Source organism: Streptomyces sp. NPDC002125, from assembly GCF_053593715.1.
The window spans coordinates 163930-182440 of sequence record NZ_JBSFDD010000001.1 but is presented as its reverse complement, the minus strand read 5'-3'; the positions used below and the strand labels follow the sequence as shown (position 1 = coordinate 182440).

The following is an 18511-nucleotide window of genomic DNA, read 5'->3' as shown; positions in this document are numbered from 1 at the left end:
GCGTCACAGGGGCGTCAGGAGCCCACGCTCACCGTGAAGCGGCGCGGGTTGCCGTCGTGGGCCGCCCCCGAGACGTCGGGCTCGCCGTCCGGGCGCACGTCGTCGTAGGGGAAGGCGTAGCCGATGGGGGAGTTCGCGTGGACGACCCGGGACCAGTGGTTCGTCACCGGCCCCTTGTAGTAGTCCGACACCGTGGTGCCGTTCGGCTGCTGCGGGTGGCTGAGCATGATCGAGCGGTTGAAGCCCGCCGCGATCCTGGCCAGCAGCGCCTTCTTGTCGTCCGAGTCACCCGGGTTGTTCGTGAAGGGGCCGTGGTTGCACGTGAAGATGTCCTTCGACGTGGGCTTGACGAAGGTGTGCCCGCCCTCGAAGGTCAGCGTGTCCCCGCTGACACGGCCGGCGAGCGTGCCCCGCCCGCCCTGGAGGTCGATCCGCAGATCGGTCGAGCGGTACTTCTCCCAGACCTCGTCGATCTGCGCGGTGAACAGATCCCGGAACGGCATCTCGTTCGGCCGGTCGAAAAACGGCGCCATGAGGTTCTGCGGCGAGACCACCCGCAGCACCTGGCCGTCCCCACCACGGGTGATCAGCTTGTCCCACGGCTGCCCGTCCGCTGCGGCCTGCGCCGTCAGATCGTCCGCGATGCGCTGGACGGCGCCGTCCGGGAGCGGGGCCACCGTGTGCGTGGCGTCGCCCTCCAGGGTCAGGCCGATCGGCAGCGCCGTCACGAGGTCGACGTAGCTGATGTTCGCGTACAGCTGCTGCGGGTTGAAGGTGAACTCGCAGAACGACCAGGTCCGGCCGTAGTTCGGATCGGCCGGCGTCGCGAAGGCCGGCTCGACCAGCGAGGGGCCCGGGTTGAGGTAGAAGTCCAGCTTGTCGTCGCGTACGAAGTAGACCCGCGCCCCGTACATCTGGGGCAGGGTCAGCACGACCGGGCCCGCCCCCGCGCCCTTCAGCGGGATGCCGCAGTCCACCGGCAGAGGGGTCTGCGGGGCGCCGGGGGAGTCGGGGCGGTAGACGCTGCCGTCCGGGCGCAGGAGCACCCAGCGGTCGGTGCCCTGCTCGTGCCCCGTCACATAGGCGTGCACGGTTCCCGGCAACGACTTGTTCTCCAGGGCCAGTTCGCATGTGGCGGGGGCCGCCGAGGTGCGCGGGCTGAGCGCGCTGCCCCAGAGGGGATAGCTGAGCGCGGTCGCGGAGGCGGCGGCGCCGGTCAGGAACATTCTGCGAGAAATCACGGAGGAACTCCCGATGTGTGGGGGGCGCAGACATGGGTGTGGGGGGTGGCGCGAGGGGGTGGAACGGTGGGCCGTCTGCGGTGCGCACCACTCTTGCGACGCCCTTGCCGAGCGTCAAGAGTTAGGACTGAGAGCGCTCTCAAGAAGGGCCTGTTCTTCACAACTCGACGCCGCCGGCAGGGTTTTCGCCACGCTTGGTCGGCCACCGTGCGCACGGAGTGAACAGGAATCGAACGAGTCTGCCCGGCGTCACCGGGAAGAGCGGGCCGGAGTGGCCGGTGAAGAGGCCCGCGCGGCGGATACTGGTCCCGTCCTCCGGCGGGTCCGGATCACCCCGCCAGCCGCCATTCCGGTACGCCCCGTACCCCGCCCCGGTGCATCCGCGGCGTGGCGCGCGGGAGGGTCTGTGTCCGGGGCCACAGGGAGCGCTTTGTCAAAGCCCTACAACGGGGACGCCCGGTGAGCTGGCAGATGGGATGCATCGTGCCCCGGTTCTGTCGGGTGCCACCAGGAAACCGGGCAGGAGACTGTCCGGAGTGAACGGCAGGATTTCCTGGGTCGGGTTCGTAGGGTCGACGCATGACCGTTGTGGACGAAATCGCGGGCGAGCCGAGCGACACGCGTGGCCGGGTGGCCGAACTGCTGGCGCTGCGTGACGAGGCCCGGCGCGGGCCGAGCGAGCGGGCGACCGAGGCGCAGCACGCCAAGGGCAAGCTGACCGCGCGGGAACGCATCGCGCTGCTGCTGGACGAGGGATCGTTCAAGGAGGTCGAGCAGCTGCGCAGGCACCGGGCCACGGGCTTCGGCCTGGAGGCCAAGAAGCCGTACACCGACGGTGTCATCACCGGCTGGGGCACGGTCGACGGCCGGACGGTCTTCGTCTACGCGCACGACTTCCGGATCTTCGGCGGGGCGCTGGGCGAGGCCCACGCCACGAAGATCCACAAGATCATGGACATGGCCATCTCGGCCGGTGCTCCGCTGGTCTCCCTGAACGACGGCGCCGGCGCCCGCATCCAGGAGGGCGTCTCGGCGCTCGCCGGATACGGCGGGATCTTCCAGCGCAACACCCGCGCCTCCGGTGTCATCCCGCAGATCAGCGTGATGCTCGGCCCGTGCGCGGGCGGCGCGGCCTACAGCCCCGCGCTGACCGACTTCGTGTTCATGGTCCGCGAGACCTCGCAGATGTTCATCACCGGCCCGGACGTCGTCAAGGCCGTCACCGGTGAGGAGATCACCCAGAACGGCCTGGGCGGCGCCGATGTGCACGCCGAGACCTCGGGCGTCGCGCACTTCGCGTACGACGACGAGGAGACCTGCATCGCCGAGGTCCGCTACCTGATCGGGATGCTGCCCTCGAACAACCGTGAGAACCCGCCGGTCGTCCCCAGTGACGACCCGGCCGACCGGCGCGGCGACGTCCTGCTGGACCTGGTCCCGGCCGACGGCAACCGCCCGTACGACATGCACAAGGTCATCGAGGAGCTCGTCGACGACGGCGACTTCCTGGAGGTCCACGAGCGCTGGGCCCGCAACATCGTCTGCGCGCTGGCCCGCCTGGACGGCCAGGTCGTCGGCATCGTCGCCAACCAGCCGCAGTCGCTGGCCGGTGTGCTGGACATCGAGGCGTCCGAGAAGGCCGCGCGGTTCGTCCAGATGTGTGATGCGTTCAACATCCCCATCGTCACTCTGCTGGACGTACCCGGCTTCCTGCCCGGCGTCGATCAGGAGCACGGTGGGATCATCCGGCACGGAGCGAAGCTGCTGTACGCGTACTGCAACGCGACCGTGCCGAGGATCTCCCTGATCCTGCGCAAGGCCTACGGCGGCGCGTACATCGTCATGGACAGCCAGTCCATCGGCGCCGACCTCACCTACGCGTGGCCCACCAACGAGATCGCGGTGATGGGCGCCGAGGGTGCCGCCAACGTCATCTTCCGTCGGCAGATCGCCGACGCCGAGGACTCCGAAGCCATGCGGGCCCGCATGGTCAAGGAGTACAAGGCCGAGCTGATGCACCCCTACTACGCGGCCGAGCGCGGCCTGGTCGACGACGTCATCGACCCGGCCGAGACCCGCGAGGTACTGATCGCCTCGCTCGCGATGCTCCGCAACAAGCACGCCGACCTGCCGTCCCGCAAGCACGGCAACCCCCCGCAGTAGCCGCGGCACCGGCGGCGAACCCGGCCGGACCCCGCGACCCATCTGCCCAGAAGACGGAGACACCATGAGCGTCAACCCCGCCGATTCGGTCCTGCGCGTCGAGAAGGGCCAGGCCGGCCCCGAGGAACTCGCGGCCATCACCGCGGTCCTCCTCGCCCGCGCCGCCGCCCAGCCCGACGCCCCCGCCCACCGGGGCCGCAGCACGGCCGGGTGGCGCCGCCTGGAGCGCACCCCCGGCTTCCGCGCCCCGCACAGCTGGCAGGGCTGAGGAAAGGCCCTGAGGCCGCTCCAGGAGCCCAGCGGGCCCCTGGAGCCTCCTCCAGCCCCACGACGGACGAAGGCCCCGCACTCCTCCAGGGAGTACGGGGCCTTCGCCGTGCGGCGGCGGGGTCAGCGCAGGCGGGCCATGAGCGCGTGCTCGACCAGTGTGATGAGCGCGCTCTTGGCGTCCGCGCGGTGCCGGGCGTCCGTGGTGAGGATCGGGGTGTCCGGCCCGATCTGGAGTGCTTCGCGTACTTCGTCGGGGGTGTAGGGCTGGTGTCCGTCGAAGCCGTTGAGGGCGATGACGAAGGGGAGGCCGCTGTTCTCGAAGTAGTCGACCGCGGGGAAGCAGTCGGCGAGGCGGCGGGTGTCGACGAGGACGACGGCGCCGATGGCGCCGCGGACCAGGTCGTCCCACATGAACCAGAAGCGGTCCTGTCCGGGGGTGCCGAACAGGTAGAGGATCAGGTCCTGGTCCAGGGTGATGCGTCCGAAGTCCATGGCCACCGTGGTGGTGGTCTTGTCCCCGGTGTGGGTCAGGTCGTCGATGCCCGCGGACGCGGACGTCATCACGGCTTCGGTGCGCAGCGGATTGATCTCCGAAACGGCACCGACAAACGTGGTCTTACCCACGCCGAAGCCCCCTGCCACCACGATCTTCGCCGAGGTAGTGGAGCGGGCCGCTCCGCCGCTAGAGCTTGCGAAGTCCACTGAGCACCCTTTCGAGCAGTGTCACATCTGGCTGGCCGCCGGCGGCCTCGTCGCCGCCGGGCTGATGGATAGCGACGAGTCCGGCCTCGGCCAGGTCGGCGACGAGGATCCGGGCAACGCCGAGGGGGATCGAGAGAAGGGCCGAGACCTCGGCAACCGACTTGATCTCGATGCAGAGCCGGCAGATCCGCTGGTGCTCGGGCAACTGCCCTTGCAGCCTGGCCGGATCGGCCGTGGTGCTGACCAGCGCCTCGATGGCGAGCTGGTAGCGCGGCCGGGTCCGGCCGCCGGTCATGGCATAGGGACGGACCAGCGGGTTGTGCGCCGAGGGCTTCGCGGGTGCGGGGGCCTGCCGCTGGACCGGCTGGATGCGCGACGGCGGCGCCTCGTACCGCTGCTGCTCGTGCTGCGGCTGCTGGTACGGGGGCTGTTGACCGTACGGCTGCTGCTGCGGCCACCCGGAACCGGGCTGCTGGGGCTGCTGCTGCCACTCGCCGCCCTGCGCGCCCTGCTGGGGCTGCTGGTAGGGGTCGTACGGCCCGTAAGGCTCGTGCGAACCCTGTCTGCCGGGTACGGAGGGGGTGTCGAAACGGTTGTCACCCTGCTCACCCGGAACCCGCTGACCGCCCTCGTACGGGTGTCCGCCTGTGGGTGCTGCCACGTTTCCTCCTCCGACTGCCGGTCGCCATCCCAGTGGTGCCGCGCCACCGCACCTTATGGCGCGGTGACGAGAAACGCACTGTCTGTCTATTAGTTAAGAAGACTTCCCTGGAGTTCGGCGCGGAGATCCGGGGTAAGGACACTTCCTGCGCGGTCCACAAGAAGTGCCATTTCGTACCCAACCAGACCGATATCGGCGTCCGGGTGGGCGAGGACAGCGAGTGAAGATCCGTCAGAGATGGACATGATGAAGAGGAATCCTCGCTCCATCTCCACAACGGTCTGGTTCACGGCGCCGCCTTCGAAGATCCGGGAGGCACCCGCGGTCAGCGACGTCAGACCGGAGGCGACGGCCGCCAGCTGATCGGCGCGGTCCCGTGGGAAACCTTCGGACATCGCCAGCAGGAGTCCGTCGGCGGAGACCACCACCGTGTGCGACACCCCAGGGGTGTTGTCCACGAAGTTGGTGATCAACCAGTTGAGATTCTGCGCCGCCTGGCTCATCGGGCTCACACTAACGCTCCTGGTTGTAGGTATTACTTGTGTCCGACCCCGCGGTACGTCCCCGCAGGACACCGCGGCGCAGGTTGCTCAACCTGCCCCGCACGTCCTCCGGAGCGCGGGAGACCTGTGGGCCGCCCTGCTGGGTCTGCTCCGCCGTACCCTCGACCAGGTTGGCCTTGGGCACGCGACGGGGGAGCCCGGACGGGGTTATTCCACCCGCCTTGGGGTCCCGGAGCTTCTCGGCCCGCTCCCAGCGCTCGTCGTTGGCCGAGCGCCAGTCGTCGGGGCTCTCCCCGCTCGCGGGCTCCGTCTGCTGCGGCTGCTCGGGCTGCGGACGCTGCCGCTGCTCCGGCGCCGCAGGCTGATCGTTTCCGCGGCCGGTGGGCTGCCAGTGCTGCTGGCCGGCACCGCGGCGCGGAAGACCCGCGTCGGTCAGGTCGTGACCGGGATTGGGGGTCGGCCCCGGGCGGTCGAAGCCTACGCGTTCCCGCGTCTCGGCGGGAGCGCTCGGGGCGGATTCCGCTTCCGGCTGCGCCTGGGGCTCGAACGCGCCCTGGTAGGAGCCCTGACCTGCCCAGTCACCCTGGCCCGCCTGGTCGGCCCGGGGCGCGAACGGGTCGGCGTACTGCTCCTGCCGGCCGTCCGGTGCGGCGTACGCGGCCTCCGCATAGCCGTTCTGCTGCTGCTCCTGGAAGCCGTTGCCGGGAGCCTGCTGCTCCTGGAAGCCGTTCCCGGCGGCGTACGGCTCGTAGCCGCCCTCGTAACCGGGCTGGGCGAACTGCTGCTGCTCCTGGGCGTACTGCTCGGGGGCGTACTGCTCCTGGCCGTACTGCTCCTGCGTGTACTGCTCCTGGGCGTACGCGCCCTGCTGCCCGGCGCCGTCGTCCTGGAACGCGGGACGCTCGCCGCCTGCCTGGGCCTCCAGCGCCGCCCTGCGCTCCTCACGCATCAGCGAGCGGTTGACCGGGTCCAGCTGGGGGGAGTCCGCCGCCGGTGTGTCGTAACGCGAGTCGTCGAAGCCGAGCTCCGCCGCCGTGCGCATCGGGGCCTGCTGGGACATCGGCTCGAAGGCCTGCGCCTGCTGCTGCTCCGGGATGATCGAGGAGACCGTGAAGTCGTTGTCCTGGGCCAGCTCGCCACCACCACCGTGGGTGATGGCGTCCGGAAGCATGACCAGCGAGGTGGTCCCCGCCTGCTCGCCCGAGGGGCGCAGCTGGACACGGATGCCGTGCCGGTCGGCCAGCCGGCCGACCACGAAGAGGCCCATGCGCTGGGACACCGCGGCGTCCACGGTCGGCGGGTTCGCCAGCTTGTGGTTGATGTCCGCGAAGTCCTCGGCGGTGAGGCCGATTCCCTTGTCGTGGATCTCGACCATCACGCGGCCGTCGGGCAGCCGGGTCGCGGTGACGCGGACCTTGGTCTGCGGGGAGGAGAAGGTGGTGGCGTTCTCCAGCAGCTCGGCCAGCAGGTGCACGAGGTCGGTCACGGCCTGGCCGTGGATCTCGCTCTCCGGCACCCCGGTGAGCTCGATGCGCTCGTAGGACTCCACCTCGGAGGAGGCGGCCCGGAGCACGTCGACCAGCGGCACCGGCTGGTTCCAGCGGCGGCCGGGCTCCTCGCCCGCGAGGACGAGGAGGTTCTCGCCGTTGCGGCGCATACGCGTGGCCAGGTGGTCCAGCTTGAAGAGGCTCTCCAGCTGGTCCGGGTCCGCCTCGTTGTTCTCCAGGTCGGTGATCAGGGTCAGCTGGCCCTCGATCAGCGACTGGTTGCGGCGCGACAGGTTGGTGAAGATCGCGTTGACGTTGCCCCGCAGCATGGCCTGCTCGGCGGCGAGCCGGACGGCCTCGCGGTGCACCTGGTCGAAGGCGCGGGCGACCTCGCCGATCTCGTCCTGGCTGTTGATCGGGATCGGCTGCACCCGGGTGTCCACCCGGCCCGGCTCGGTCCGCGACAGCTGGTCGACGAGCATCGGCAGCCGCTGCTCGGCGATGCCGAAGGCGGCCGTACGCAGCTGGCGCATCGAGCGGCTCATCTGGCGGGCCATGAGCCCGGCGATGATGAAGGCGGCGAGCAGCGAGACGATCACGATCGCCGCGTTGAGGATGGCGTCGTTGCGGGCGTCGGTGGAGATCTCCGCCGCCTCGGTCACGGCCTTGTCGACGAGCTCGTTCTCGACCGTGGTGTAGCCGTCGAACTTCGCGGTCGCCGCGGCCATCCAGGTCTCGGGCGTGATGCCCTTCGCCTTCAGCTGGTCCGGGGACTTGCCCTGACCGATCTGCTGGGCCATGCCGTCGAAGACGGAACCGTCGACGCTCGGGGGCGTCACGAAGGGCTTCCCGGCGGCGGCGGCCTGCTCCTTGGCCGCCTTCAGCTGCTTGGCGCCCTCGGCGGCCTTCTCGGCCATGACTTGCTTGAGCCGCGCCGAGTCGGCCTCCGTGCCGCCGGAGACGAACTCACCGAGGGCGATCTGCTCCAGGTAGTTGTACGAACTGAATGCCGTGACCTGGCCGTTGAAGTTGCGCTGCTCCTGGCTCGGACGCACCAGCAGGTGCATGCCTATGGAGCGCTGGAGCGACCCGGCGGCCTTGGCCAGCTCGATCGCGTACACGGTCCGGCCGTAGCTGGTGATGTTGCCCGTACCCAGGCCGAGCTCGTTGGAGAACTCCATCAGCGAGTGCTGGACCTTGGTGTAGCCCTCTTCCGTCTTCACCGGGTCCATGGCCTCGGCGTAGGCGGCCTTGCGGAGCTCGGGGAGCAGGGGCTCCTCCACCTTGAACAGCTTCAGGCGGCGGTCCAGGCCCTCTTTGTCCGGCATGTTCTGCACGGCGGCGTCGAACTTCGCGGCGGCGTCGTCGGTGATGGCACGGACGTCCTCCACCTCGGCCGCGGTGCGCTTGTTGGACAGCAGCGGCTGTGCGGTGAGGTCACGCTCGTTCAGCAGCGCCTGTCCGTACGCGGAGGCGGCACGGACCACCAGAGCCGTCTTCTCCGCCTCCTGGGCCTCGTTCCAGGTGTCGACCGACCCCTTCACCTGGAAGCCGCCCATGACCAGGCCGACCAGCGCCGGGATCAGGAGGATCGCGTTCAGCCGGGTGGGCACCCGCCAGTTCCTGGGTGACAGCCGGCTGGTGCTGCCACCTGCCGGTTCCGCCTCGGACGACATGTCCGCAGGCGACACCGCAGCGCGCGGCGGAGGGGTGAAGTTGCCCCGCTCCGACTGGGCCGCGGAGCCCTCGTTGCTTCGCCTCACTCGACCAACAACCTCTCGGCGTCGGCACCTACGTTGTGCCGGATTATCGTTCAGGGGCCGTACTACTGGGTAGTTCGAGGCATTGCAGCACGCGGACCGGTCGCCTTCCAAACAGTCGGAATGTGTGATTCCGAGCGAGGCGGACCGCCGATAAAACGGGCATAAAGAGCGAGCCCCGCCAAAAGGCGAGGCTCGTGTGAGCGCAGTGGTACCGGCCGTGCGCGTCGTGTATCGGCCAGGGGCCAATTCTCTGTCGAAATGTTATGAACGCGGGGGCGGACCGTGTCAAAGGACACAGGCCGCCCCCGCGTGACTACAGCAAGTTCCGTAGATCCATTCCGACTTGCGGCTACTTCAGCCGGGCCATGAGCGCGTGCTCGACCAGAGTGATCAGACCGCTCTTGGCATCCGCACGATGCCGGGCGTCGGTCGTGATGATCGGGGCGTCGGGCCCGATCTGGAGTGCTTCGCGTACTTCGTCGGGGGTGTAGGGCTGGTGTCCGTCGAAGCCGTTGAGGGCGATGACGAAGGGGAGGCCGCTGTTCTCGAAGTAGTCGACCGCGGGGAAGCAGTCGGCGAGGCGGCGGGTGTCGACGAGGACGACGGCGCCGATGGCGCCGCGGACCAGGTCGTCCCACATGAACCAGAAGCGGTCCTGTCCGGGGGTGCCGAACAGGTAGAGGATCAGGTCCTGGTCCAGGGTGATGCGTCCGAAGTCCATGGCCACCGTGGTGGTGGTCTTGTCCCCGGTGTGGGTCAGGTCGTCGATGCCCGCGGACGCGGACGTCATCACGGCTTCGGTGCGCAGCGGATTGATCTCCGAAACGGCACCGACAAACGTGGTCTTACCCACGCCGAAGCCCCCTGCCACCACGATCTTCGCCGAGGTGGTGGAGCGGGCCGTACCGTCGCTAGAGCTTGCGAAGTCCACTGAGCACCCTTTCGAGCAGTGTCACATCCGGCGCGCCGCCGGCCTCTCCGTTGCCCGGCTGGTGGATTGCCACCATGCCGGCTTCCGCCAGGTCCGCCACGAGAATCCGCGCCACACCCAGGGGCATGGACAGCAGGGCCGAGACCTCGGCCACCGACTTGACCTCACGGCACAGGTGGCAGATCCGCTGGTGCTCGGGGAGCAGCGTCCCGAGGTGGGCGGGGTCCGCGGTGGTGCTGACCAGCGCCTCTATCGCGAGCTGGTAACGCGGCCGGGTCCGGCCGCCGGTCATGGCATAGGGACGGACCAGCGGCTGATCGCCTTCACCGTCGTACGACGCGTGGTGCAGTGCGCCGTACGGATCGGGTGAGGCGGGTGGCGGGGTCATAAATCCTCCGGGCGTGACAGCAGGGTGTCGGCTTGCCGTCTGAAGGTGGCCGGTGAGGGGCTGTGGCGGCCGGACGGGTGAGGGTTTTGAGTAGTACCTGGGGGGATCGTGTCAGGTGTCTGCCGCATGGCCGCTCAGTGGAGCAGACTTCCTTGTAGCTCGGCGCGGAGGTCAGGGGTGAGGACGGTCCCCGCACGGTCGACGAGCAGGGCCATCTCGTACCCGACCAGGCCGATGTCGGCGTCCGGGTGGGCGAGGACGGCGAGCGACGATCCGTCGGAGATGGACATGAGGAAGAGGAATCCCCGCTCCATCTCCACGACCGTCTGGCTCACGGCGCCGCCTTCGAAGATCCGGGAGGCACCCGCGGTCAGCGACGTCAGCCCGGAGGCGACGGCCGCCAGCTGATCTGCGCGATCGCGCGGGAAACCTTCGGACATCGCCAGCAGCAGGCCATCCGCGGAGACCACCACCGTGTGGGACACACCTGGGGTGTTGTCCACGAAGTTGGTGATCAGCCAGTTCAGATTCTGCGCGGCCTGACTCATGGGGCTCAACTAACGCTCCTGCTGGTGAGTGGGGCCGAGTTGGAAACTGCCGGTAGACGAGCCGTTGTTGGCCTGTCGTCCCTGCTGGATGCCCCGGCGGAGATTGGTCAGACGGCCGCGTACGTCATCGGGCGCACGCGAAACCTGAGGTCCGGACTGATGATTCTGCTGCTGAGCAGTGCCCGGCACCAAATTGGCACGTGGGACGCGGCGCGGCAGTCCGGAGGTGGTGATCCCGCCGGCGGCGGGCTTCTTGACCCGCTCCGCCTGCCGCACGAGCTCGTCGTTCGGCGAAGCGCGCCACGAACCGGTGTCGGCCGCACCACGCCTGGGCATGGGCGGAGCCGGGCTGTCGGCGGGCCGGGGAGCGGCCGGTTCCTGCGGCTCGGCGGGCGGCTGCTGGCCACCCTGCTGCGGGCCGTGGAACCAGTTGGTCTCCAGCGTGTCGTACAGCGGCGTACGCCCGTCACCGGGACCGGCCGGTGGCAGCACCTCGGGCTGCTGCGGCAGGGCGGGACGGCGCGGCGGCTCACCCGCGGAGGGGGCGGGCGGACGCGGGGCGCCGAAGTCGTCGCCCCGGCGGGGCGCCGGCATCTGCGGCTGCTGCGGGGCCTGGGCGCCGAAGCCCTGGTCCTGCGGCCTCGGGGCGTTGAAGTCCGGGCGGGCGAACTGCGCCGTGCTCGCCGGGTCCTGGGCCTGCGGAGCCTGGGGTGCCTGCGGTGCCGAGAAGTCCGGGCGGGCGAACTCGGCCGTGGCGCCGGGGCCCTGGCGGTCGTTCATCGGCGGACGCTGGTTCGGCGGGGTGAACGGCTGGTTCGGCGCGGAGGTGCCCGGCCGGGCGAACCGGCCGGAGTCGTGCTCCTCGTGACCGCGCGGAGCGTCCGGCTGCGTACGCCGCGGAGCACCCTGCTCCTCGACTCCCCAGCTGGTGGTCCCCGGGTGCTGGGGCTGCGGGTTGCCGCCGGGCAGTTCGGCGCGCGGGCCGCCGGGGGGCGGCAGCTGGCGTCCGGGACCACCGGGCTGCTGCGGGCCGCCCTGGTTGCCGCCCTGGCCGAGCTGAGCCTGCTGGGGCTGCGGGTTCTGGCGTGCGGGCGGGCCGCTCTGCTGGCCGGAGTGGCCGAAGAGGTTGGGCCTGTCCGAGTCCGTACCGGCCGGAGGGCTCTGCGGGGAACGCGCGCCCGGACGGGCACCGCCCGAGAAGGCGCCGGCGAGGCCGCCGCCCTGACGCGGGCCCTCGGGCCTGCCCTGGCCCGGCAGCCCGGGAGCCTGCTGGCCGCCGGTCTGCTGGCCGGGGCCCTGCTGCGGCTGACGCGGTCCGCCGTCGCGCGAGGGAAGCGCGGCACGCGGGGCTGAGCCCGCACCGACCTGCCCGCGCGGGGCGGCCGATCCGAGTCCCTTGGCGGGAGCCGACGCCGACCCCGCGAGACCGGGGCGCTGGCCGCCCGCGGGAGAACCGCCGCCGGCGAGGAGCCCGCCCGGGGCGCCGCCCTGCGGGGCGCCCTTGCCCTGCTGGCCCTGACCCGGCTTCGGCGGCTGCTTGCCGCCGTGCGCGACCTCCATGGGCAGCATGACCAGCGCGGTCGTACCACCGGAGTCGGAGGGGCGCAGCTGGATGCGGATGCCGTGACGCAGGGACAGCCGGCCGACCACGAACAGACCCATGCGGCGCGAGACCGAGACGTCCACGGTGGGCGGCGACGCGAGCCGCTCGTTGATCGCGGCCAGGTCCTCGGGGGAGAGGCCGATGCCGGTGTCGTGGATCTCGACGAGCACACGCCCGTCGGGCAGCGCGTGACCGGTGACCCGGACCTTCGTCTGCGGCGAGGAGAACGACGTGGCGTTCTCCAGCAGCTCCGCGAGGAGGTGCACGAGGTCGTTGACGACGCGGCCGGCCACTTCGGTGGCGGGCACCGCGGCCAGTTCGATGCGCTCGTACTGCTCCACCTCGGAGGCGGCGGCACGGAGCACGTCGACCAGCGGCACGGGACGCGTCCACCGGCGGCCCGGCTCCTCGCCCGCGAGGACGAGGAGGTTCTCGCCGTTACGGCGCATACGGGTCGCGAGGTGGTCGAGCTTGAAGAGCGAGGACAGCTGGTCCGGGTCGGCCTCGCGGGACTCCAGTTCGGAGATGAGCGAGAGCTGGCGCTGGATGAGGCCCTGGCTACGGCGCGAGAGGTTGGTGAACATCGCGTTGACGTTGCCTCGCAGCAGCGCCTGCTCGGCTGCCAGTCGGACCGCCTCGCGGTGCACGTCGTCGAAGGCCGCGGCCACCTGGCCGATCTCGTCCCGGGAGTGCACACCGACCGACTCGACGGAGGTGTCGACGTCCTGCGGGTCCGTCTCGGAGAGCTGCCGGACGAGCTCCGGCAGACGGTCCTGGGCGACCCGGGTGGCGGTGTCCTGGAGGCGCCGCAGCGAGCGGATCATGGACCGCGCCACGACGAAGGCGCCGACGAGCGACACCCCGAGGACGATCAGGATGATCGCACCGTTGAGGATCGCGTCGCGCTGCGACTCCTCACGGAGCTCGCGGGCCTTGCTCTCCATCTCACCGAGGAGGGTGGCCTCGATGGTGTTCATGGCCTGGATCTTGTTCGAGCTCTGGTCGAACCAGTCCATGTACGTACGGGTCTTGCCGCTGCCCTCCATGCCCAGGGGGCTGTCGAGCACCTTCCTGGCGTACATGTCGGCGGCGGTGATCTCGGGATTCCCGTTGTCCAGCGGCGCCAGCAGCTCGGCGGAGCTCTTGCCCGTGGACTCGTAGGTCGTCTCGAAGGTCTTGAGGGTCGTGCTCGCCTTGTTGAGCGCGTTGCGCCCGAACGCCTGGTCGTTGTCGTTCAGGTGCGTCTCGGTGCTGTCGCCGCCGGGCAGGGCCGCGGCGATGATGGCGCGCTCGACGGAGGCGTACTCCTTGGAGGAGGAGAAGGCCGCCAGCGCACGGGTGCGCTTGATCATCTCCGGGTTGCTGGTCGCCTGCGCCATGTCCTGCGAGAGGCTGAGCAGCGAGGTGATCAGCTGGCTGTACTGGTCGACCGTGTTGAGGCTCGGGCTGCCCTTGGCGTACGCGTCCTTGCGGATGCTGGTGATGTTGCCCAGCTGGTTGCCGATCTGGCTGACGCTCGCGTGGATGCTGTCCAGCGCCGCGTCGCCCGGGGTGTTGCCGATCTCGTCGGTGGCCTCGAAGAAGGCGGCCTTGGCGCGGTCGGTGCGCTTGCGCGGCTCGGTGACCTTGAAGTCGGTGGCCTTCACGCCGTTGGCCAGCGGGCCGGCCGAGTTGTCGCGCTCGTCCTGGAGCGCCTTGGCGAGCGCGGTCGCCTGCTTGGTCATCTTGGTGAGCAGCTGCATGTGCTCCAGCTGGTCCATGTTGTTCATGGACTCGTTGATGCGCAGCCCGCCCAGGGTGGTCGCCGCGACCACGGGGAGGGCGAGCAGGGAGACCAGGCGCGTGCTGATGCGCCAGTTGCGCAGGGCCATGCGCGAGCCGGCGCTGGTCGGTCCCACGGGCTTCAGGGGCGCCGCTGCCTCACCGCTGCCGGTGCTCGTCGAGCCGGAGCGTTGTGCGCGGTCGCCGCCGTCGGCGGGCTGACCGGGGTTCTGGGCGTGCTGGGGTGAGGAACCGCGGTCGTTCCCGCCACGCGGTTCCTGATCCGCCGGAGCTTCCCCTCGGCCCTGGCGGGGCTGGGGCGACCCCATGCCATCCCTCTTGAAACGTCCCTGCACTAGCGTCGCAACCTCTGGACCAGGCGCCCCTCCGCGCGTAGGCACGGCAGGGCGGTGTCGGCGTCGTGGGGCGCTGGACGCGCCCCATGGTGGTCGTGAGTGACCGGCGTACTTCCCCCTCCCGCCGCCACTCGGCGCTGCGTTGCGCCCCTGCGCGCTGGGCCTGAAACCCGCGGCGGTGCGTGGAATTCCAGCACAGTGGAGGATCTCCAACAAGGCCCGCGTACCGGGCTGTGACCTGGATGACACGGTGTGATGGACACGTAACAAGGTGTGCGGCGTGTTCATGGTCAAACCGGGCAATTAAGGGTGGACCTCCTTGTCGCGGCGGGTGTCCCAGACGCGATGATCGGGAGCGGAATGACAGATTCAGTGATGGATTGTCGGGTTTGCATCCCGTGATCAACTGTCTGCAATGAGCGTTTTGTCGTCAACTTCGTGAGCAAACTCACATGATGATCGCCGTCTCATCCCGGCCATGGTGGGGAATCGGATGTTTAGCCTGGCGCTTTACAGGGATAGCGAATCCGACAACCGGCGCGCCTCCGGGCATCGCCCCAGTGACAAGGGTCCATACGGCAGATGAAGACGACGATGACCTTCCGCAACATTGCCAATCCCCGGCGCACCACGCTCGCGCACCTCGAGGACGCCGAGGTGCTTCGGACGCCGGAACAGCGGGAGCACGCCGTCGACCTGCCCACCCAGACCGCCAACCCGCGCCGCACCATCCTCATGGAAGCCCCGGTCGCGGCGGCGAAGTGACCCGCCGGCCCCGGCCGTGACGCGCACAGCCGTCCCCCTCGCGAAGCGCTAGCCTGGAGCGTCAGTCTTCAGCCAGCCAGCAAGTGAGGGGCGACAGCATCCCGTGCGCATCGCCAGGTTCTCCATCGACGGCAATGTCGCCTTCGGCGCGGTCGAGGGCGACAGCCCCGACAGCCTCGTCCTCGACATCATCAAGGGCATCCCGTACGCCGACTTCGAGCTCTCCGGGACCAAGGTCCCGCTGAACAAGGTCCGGCTGCTGCCGCCCGTGCTTCCCAACAAGGTCGTGGCCATCGGCCGCAACTACGCGGAACACGCCGCCGAAATGGGCAACGAGGTCCCGGATGTGCCCGTCGCCTTCTTCAAGCCCACCACCTCGGTGATCGGCGCCGGCGACTCGATCGAGTTCCCCTCCTTCTCGGAGGAGCTGCACCACGAGGCCGAGCTCGCCGTGGTGATCGGCCGCATGTGCCGCGAAGTTCCGCGTGAGCGCGTCAAGGACGTCATCTTCGGCTACACCTGCGCCAACGACGTCACCGCGCGTGACGTCCAGCGCCGCGAGAGCCAGTGGGCCAGGGCGAAGGGGTTCGACACCTCCTGCCCGCTCGGCCCCTGGGTGGAGACCGACGTCGACCCCGGCAACCTGGCCATCCAGGCCACGGTCAACGGCGAGCAGCGCCAGCTCGGCCGGACGAGCGACATGATCCGCTCCGTCGAGGACCTGGTCGTCCACATCACGGAAGCCATGACGCTGCTCCCGGGCGACGTGATCCTCACCGGAACCCCCGCAGGAGTCGGACCCCTGCACGTCGGCGACGAGGTCGCCGTCACCATCGAAGGCATCGGCACTCTCACCAACAAGGTGATCAAGCGTGGCTAACGCACCTGTCCGTGTACGTTTCTGTCCCTCCCCGACCGGCAACCCCCACGTGGGCCTGGTCCGGACGGCTCTCTTCAACTGGGCCTTCGCCCGGCACCACCAGGGCACCCTGGTCTTCCGCATCGAGGACACCGACGCCGCCCGGGACTCCGAGGAGTCCTACCAGCAGCTGCTCGACTCGATGCGCTGGCTCGGCCTGGACTGGGACGAGGGCCCCGAGGTCGGCGGCCCGCACGAGCCGTACCGCCAGTCGCAGCGGATGGACCTCTACAAGGACGTGGCCGCCAAGCTCCTGGACGCCGGGCACGCGTACCACTGCTACTGCACCACCGAGGAGCTCGACGCCCGCCGCGACGCCGCCCGCGCGGCCGGCAAGCCGTCGGGCTACGACGGTCACTGCCGCGACCTGAGCGACGAGCGGAAGGCCGCGTACGAGGCCGAGGGACGCACCTCGATCGTCCGCTTCCGGATGCCCGACGAGGCCATCACCTTCACCGACCTGGTCCGCGGCGACATCACCGTCCAGCCGGAGAACGTGCCGGACTACGGCATCGTCCGTGCCAACGGCGCCCCGCTCTACACGCTGGTCAACCCGGTCGACGACGCCCTGATGGAGATCACCCACGTCCTGCGCGGCGAGGACCTGCTCTCCTCCACCCCGCGCCAGATCGCGCTCTACCGGGCGCTGATCGAGCTCGGCGTCGCCAAGGACACCCCGGCCTTCGGTCACCTCCCGTACGTCATGGGGGAGGGCAACAAGAAGCTCTCCAAGCGTGACCCGCAGGCCTCGCTCAACCTCTACCGCGAGCGCGGCTTCCTGCCCGAGGGGCTGCTCAACTACCTCTCGCTGCTCGGCTGGTCGATCGCGGAGGACCGCGACATCTTCGGCCGCGACGAGCTGGTGGCCGCCTTCGACATCGCGGACGTCAACGCCAACCCGGCGCGCTTCGACCTGAAGAAGGCCGAGCACATCAACGCCGAGCACCTGCGCATGCTCGATGTGAAGACCTTCACGGAGGCCTGCGGCCCCTGGCTGAAGGCCCCCTTCGCCCCCTGGGCGCCCGAGGCCTTCGACGCGGAGCAGTTCGCCGAGATCGCCCCGCACGCCCAGACGCGTGTGACGGTTCTCTCGGACATCACGGCCAACGTGGACTTCCTCTTCCTGGACGAGCCCGTCGAGGACGAGGCGTCCTGGGCGAAGGCCATGAAGGAGGGCTCCGACGCCCTGCTCGTCACGGCCCGCGCCGAGCTGACCGCCGCCGAGTGGAACGCCGAGGCGCTCAAGGCGGCCGTCCTCGCCGCCGGCGAGAAGCACGGCTTGAAGCTCGGCAAGGCGCAGGCCCCGGTCCGGGTCGCCGTCACCGGCCGCACGGTCGGCCTGCCGCTCTTCGAGTCCCTGGAGATCCTGGGCCGCGAGAAGACGATCGCCCGCATCGACGCGGCGCTGGCGAAGTTCGCCGCGTAACGCCGTACACGCACCGGAGGCCGGGTTCCCCGCGGGGAGCCCGGCCTCCGGTGCGTGTACGGCACCGGGGCGGACGCGGAGTGCGGTATCCCGCTTCCCGTGTCCCGGCTTCCGCGCGTTCACGGGCGGGTAGGTTCCCCGGCATGGTGATTCGCGCGGTCCTCTGGGATGTGGACGACACGATCTTCGACTACGCGGGCTCGGACCGGACCGGTCTGCTGCGGCATCTCCGGGCGGAAGGGCTGGCCGACAGTGACGAGGACCACCACGGCCGCTGGATGCGCATCGCCTCCGTCCACTGGGCGCGCGTCGCCGCCGGGGAGTCGGACTGGCCCGCGCACTGCCGGGACCGGGTGCGGGAGTTCCTGGACGCGGAGCTGAGCGACGAGGAGGCCGAGGCGTGGTTCGGACGGTACGTCGGGCACTACGAGAGCTCCTGGGAGCTCTTCCCGGACGCCGTGCCCGTGCTCGACGCGCTGGCCGCCACGCACCGGCACGCGATCCTGTCGAACTCCTCCGTGGACCACCAGGAGCGCAAGCTGCGGGCCCTCGGGGTGCGCGACCGCTTCGAGGCCCTGCTGTGCGCGCAGGAGCTCGGCGTCTACAAGCCGGACGCCAGGGCCTTCCGCACGGCCTGCGAGGCGCTGGAGCTCGACCCGCACGAGGTCGTCTACGTCGGCGACCAGCCGGACATCGACGCGGCCGGAGCCGTGGCCGCGGGTCTCGCCGGTGTGTGGCTGGACCGGCGTGGACGGGGCGGGCGCCCCGAACTGGTCCGGATCACGGGCCTCGACGAGCTTCCCGGGCTGCTGACGGGCCATACCCGTTTTGGAGCGCCGGACACCTTCAGGTAATGTTCTTCCTGCGCCGCCCGAGCGGGCCGAAAGATCCGGCCGGGAAGCGCAGACAGGAACAAGACCCTCAGGGGTTGCGTTTCATTGGGCTATGGTGTAATTGGCAACACTACGGTTTCTGGTACCGTCATTCTAGGTTCGAGTCCTGGTAGCCCAGCGCAAGACAAGTA

At 69.9% G+C, this 18511-nt stretch carries 15 protein-coding genes and 1 tRNA gene; 7 read left to right on the top strand and 9 right to left on the bottom strand.

Annotated elements, in window-relative coordinates; all coding sequences use genetic code 11:
• Positions 1-14: 14 nt before the first annotated feature.
• Positions 15-1226 carry a glycoside hydrolase family 64 protein gene (locus ACWCQM_RS00840; RefSeq protein WP_450913627.1) on the bottom strand — a complete coding sequence of 404 codons (1212 nt, stop codon included), beginning with the start codon at positions 1224-1226 and terminating at the stop codon, positions 15-17.
• A 594-nt stretch (positions 1227-1820) separates the two neighbouring features.
• On the opposite strand from ACWCQM_RS00840, the gene ACWCQM_RS00835 reads away from it, so the two are divergent.
• Both ACWCQM_RS00835 and ACWCQM_RS00830 read left to right on the top strand, forming a co-directional pair.
• Positions 1821-3404: an acyl-CoA carboxylase subunit beta gene (locus ACWCQM_RS00835; protein ID WP_267079944.1), complete on the top strand. Its 1584-nt coding sequence runs from the start codon at positions 1821-1823 to the stop codon at positions 3402-3404.
• 64 nt (positions 3405-3468) lie between these two features.
• Positions 3469-3672, top strand: a complete 204-nt coding sequence (locus ACWCQM_RS00830; protein WP_073745651.1) for an acyl-CoA carboxylase subunit epsilon — start codon at positions 3469-3471, stop codon at positions 3670-3672.
• 122 nt (positions 3673-3794) lie between these two features.
• Here the strand turns inward: ACWCQM_RS00830 and ACWCQM_RS00825 are convergent, their stop codons facing one another.
• From ACWCQM_RS00825 to ACWCQM_RS00790, 8 genes are all read right to left on the bottom strand, one after another.
• The gene (locus tag ACWCQM_RS00825; protein WP_014048542.1) at positions 3795-4376 is read right to left on the bottom strand and encodes a GTP-binding protein; all 582 of its coding nucleotides are present in this window, start codon (positions 4374-4376) and stop codon (positions 3795-3797) included.
• Positions 4357-5037: a DUF742 domain-containing protein gene (locus ACWCQM_RS00820; protein WP_450913243.1), complete on the bottom strand. Its 681-nt coding sequence runs from the start codon at positions 5035-5037 to the stop codon at positions 4357-4359. Before ACWCQM_RS00820 ends, ACWCQM_RS00825 begins: the two co-directional genes overlap by 20 nt.
• Before the next feature lie 89 nt (positions 5038-5126).
• Positions 5127-5540: a roadblock/LC7 domain-containing protein gene (locus ACWCQM_RS00815; protein ID WP_006127847.1), complete on the bottom strand. Its 414-nt coding sequence runs from the start codon at positions 5538-5540 to the stop codon at positions 5127-5129.
• A gap of 10 nt (positions 5541-5550) precedes the next feature.
• A complete protein-coding gene (locus ACWCQM_RS00810) occupies positions 5551-8790 on the bottom strand; it encodes a nitrate- and nitrite sensing domain-containing protein (protein WP_450913242.1) in 3240 nt (1079 codons plus the stop codon).
• 349 nt (positions 8791-9139) lie between these two features.
• Positions 9140-9721 carry a GTP-binding protein gene (locus ACWCQM_RS00805; protein ID WP_073745657.1) on the bottom strand — a complete coding sequence of 194 codons (582 nt, stop codon included), beginning with the start codon at positions 9719-9721 and terminating at the stop codon, positions 9140-9142.
• Entirely contained in the window at positions 9702-10109 is a 408-nt protein-coding gene (locus ACWCQM_RS00800; protein ID WP_003966010.1) for a DUF742 domain-containing protein, read from the bottom strand. Before ACWCQM_RS00800 ends, ACWCQM_RS00805 begins: the two co-directional genes overlap by 20 nt.
• 134 nt (positions 10110-10243) lie before the next feature.
• Complete coding sequence (locus ACWCQM_RS00795; protein WP_006127850.1) at positions 10244-10657, bottom strand: roadblock/LC7 domain-containing protein; 414 nt, start codon at positions 10655-10657, stop codon at positions 10244-10246.
• A 9-nt stretch (positions 10658-10666) separates the two neighbouring features.
• On the bottom strand, positions 10667-14350 hold the full coding sequence (locus tag ACWCQM_RS00790) for a nitrate- and nitrite sensing domain-containing protein (protein WP_450913241.1): 3684 nt from the start codon (positions 14348-14350) through the stop codon (positions 10667-10669).
• A gap of 609 nt (positions 14351-14959) precedes the next feature.
• Here ACWCQM_RS00790 and ACWCQM_RS00785 point away from each other — a divergent pair.
• The 5 genes from ACWCQM_RS00785 to ACWCQM_RS00765 all read left to right on the top strand — a co-directional run bounded on the left by ACWCQM_RS00785 (position 14960) and on the right by ACWCQM_RS00765 (position 18498).
• Positions 14960-15142, top strand: coding sequence for a hypothetical protein (locus ACWCQM_RS00785; RefSeq protein ID WP_450913240.1), 183 nt, complete (start codon positions 14960-14962; stop codon positions 15140-15142).
• Between the two features lie 103 nt (positions 15143-15245).
• Positions 15246-16022: a fumarylacetoacetate hydrolase family protein gene (locus tag ACWCQM_RS00780; RefSeq protein ID WP_267079949.1), complete on the top strand. Its 777-nt coding sequence runs from the start codon at positions 15246-15248 to the stop codon at positions 16020-16022.
• Positions 16015-17487: a glutamate--tRNA ligase gene (gene gltX, locus ACWCQM_RS00775; RefSeq protein WP_450913239.1), complete on the top strand. Its 1473-nt coding sequence runs from the start codon at positions 16015-16017 to the stop codon at positions 17485-17487. Before ACWCQM_RS00780 ends, gltX begins: the two co-directional genes overlap by 8 nt.
• Positions 17488-17630: 143 nt before the next feature.
• Positions 17631-18341, top strand: a complete 711-nt coding sequence (locus ACWCQM_RS00770) for an HAD family hydrolase (RefSeq protein ID WP_450913238.1) — start codon at positions 17631-17633, stop codon at positions 18339-18341.
• An 85-nt stretch (positions 18342-18426) separates the two neighbouring features.
• A tRNA-Gln gene (locus ACWCQM_RS00765) sits at positions 18427-18498 on the top strand.
• Positions 18499-18511: the final 13 nt, after the last annotated feature.

Coding starts and splice junctions, on each gene's coding strand:
- ACWCQM_RS00840 (WP_450913627.1), bottom strand. CDS start 1,226: ATGTTCCTGACCGGCGCCGCCGCCTCCGCGACCGCGCTCAGCTATCCC.
- ACWCQM_RS00835 (WP_267079944.1), top strand. CDS start 1,821: ATGACCGTTGTGGACGAAATCGCGGGCGAGCCGAGCGACACGCGTGGC.
- ACWCQM_RS00830 (WP_073745651.1), top strand. CDS start 3,469: ATGAGCGTCAACCCCGCCGATTCGGTCCTGCGCGTCGAGAAGGGCCAG.
- ACWCQM_RS00815 (WP_006127847.1), bottom strand. CDS start 5,540: ATGAGCCAGGCGGCGCAGAATCTCAACTGGTTGATCACCAACTTCGTG.
- ACWCQM_RS00800 (WP_003966010.1), bottom strand. CDS start 10,109: ATGACCCCGCCACCCGCCTCACCCGATCCGTACGGCGCACTGCACCAC.
- ACWCQM_RS00795 (WP_006127850.1), bottom strand. CDS start 10,657: ATGAGTCAGGCCGCGCAGAATCTGAACTGGCTGATCACCAACTTCGTG.
- ACWCQM_RS00790 (WP_450913241.1), bottom strand. CDS start 14,350: ATGGGGTCGCCCCAGCCCCGCCAGGGCCGAGGGGAAGCTCCGGCGGAT.
- ACWCQM_RS00785 (WP_450913240.1), top strand. CDS start 14,960: ATGAAGACGACGATGACCTTCCGCAACATTGCCAATCCCCGGCGCACC.
- ACWCQM_RS00770 (WP_450913238.1), top strand. CDS start 17,631: ATGGTGATTCGCGCGGTCCTCTGGGATGTGGACGACACGATCTTCGAC.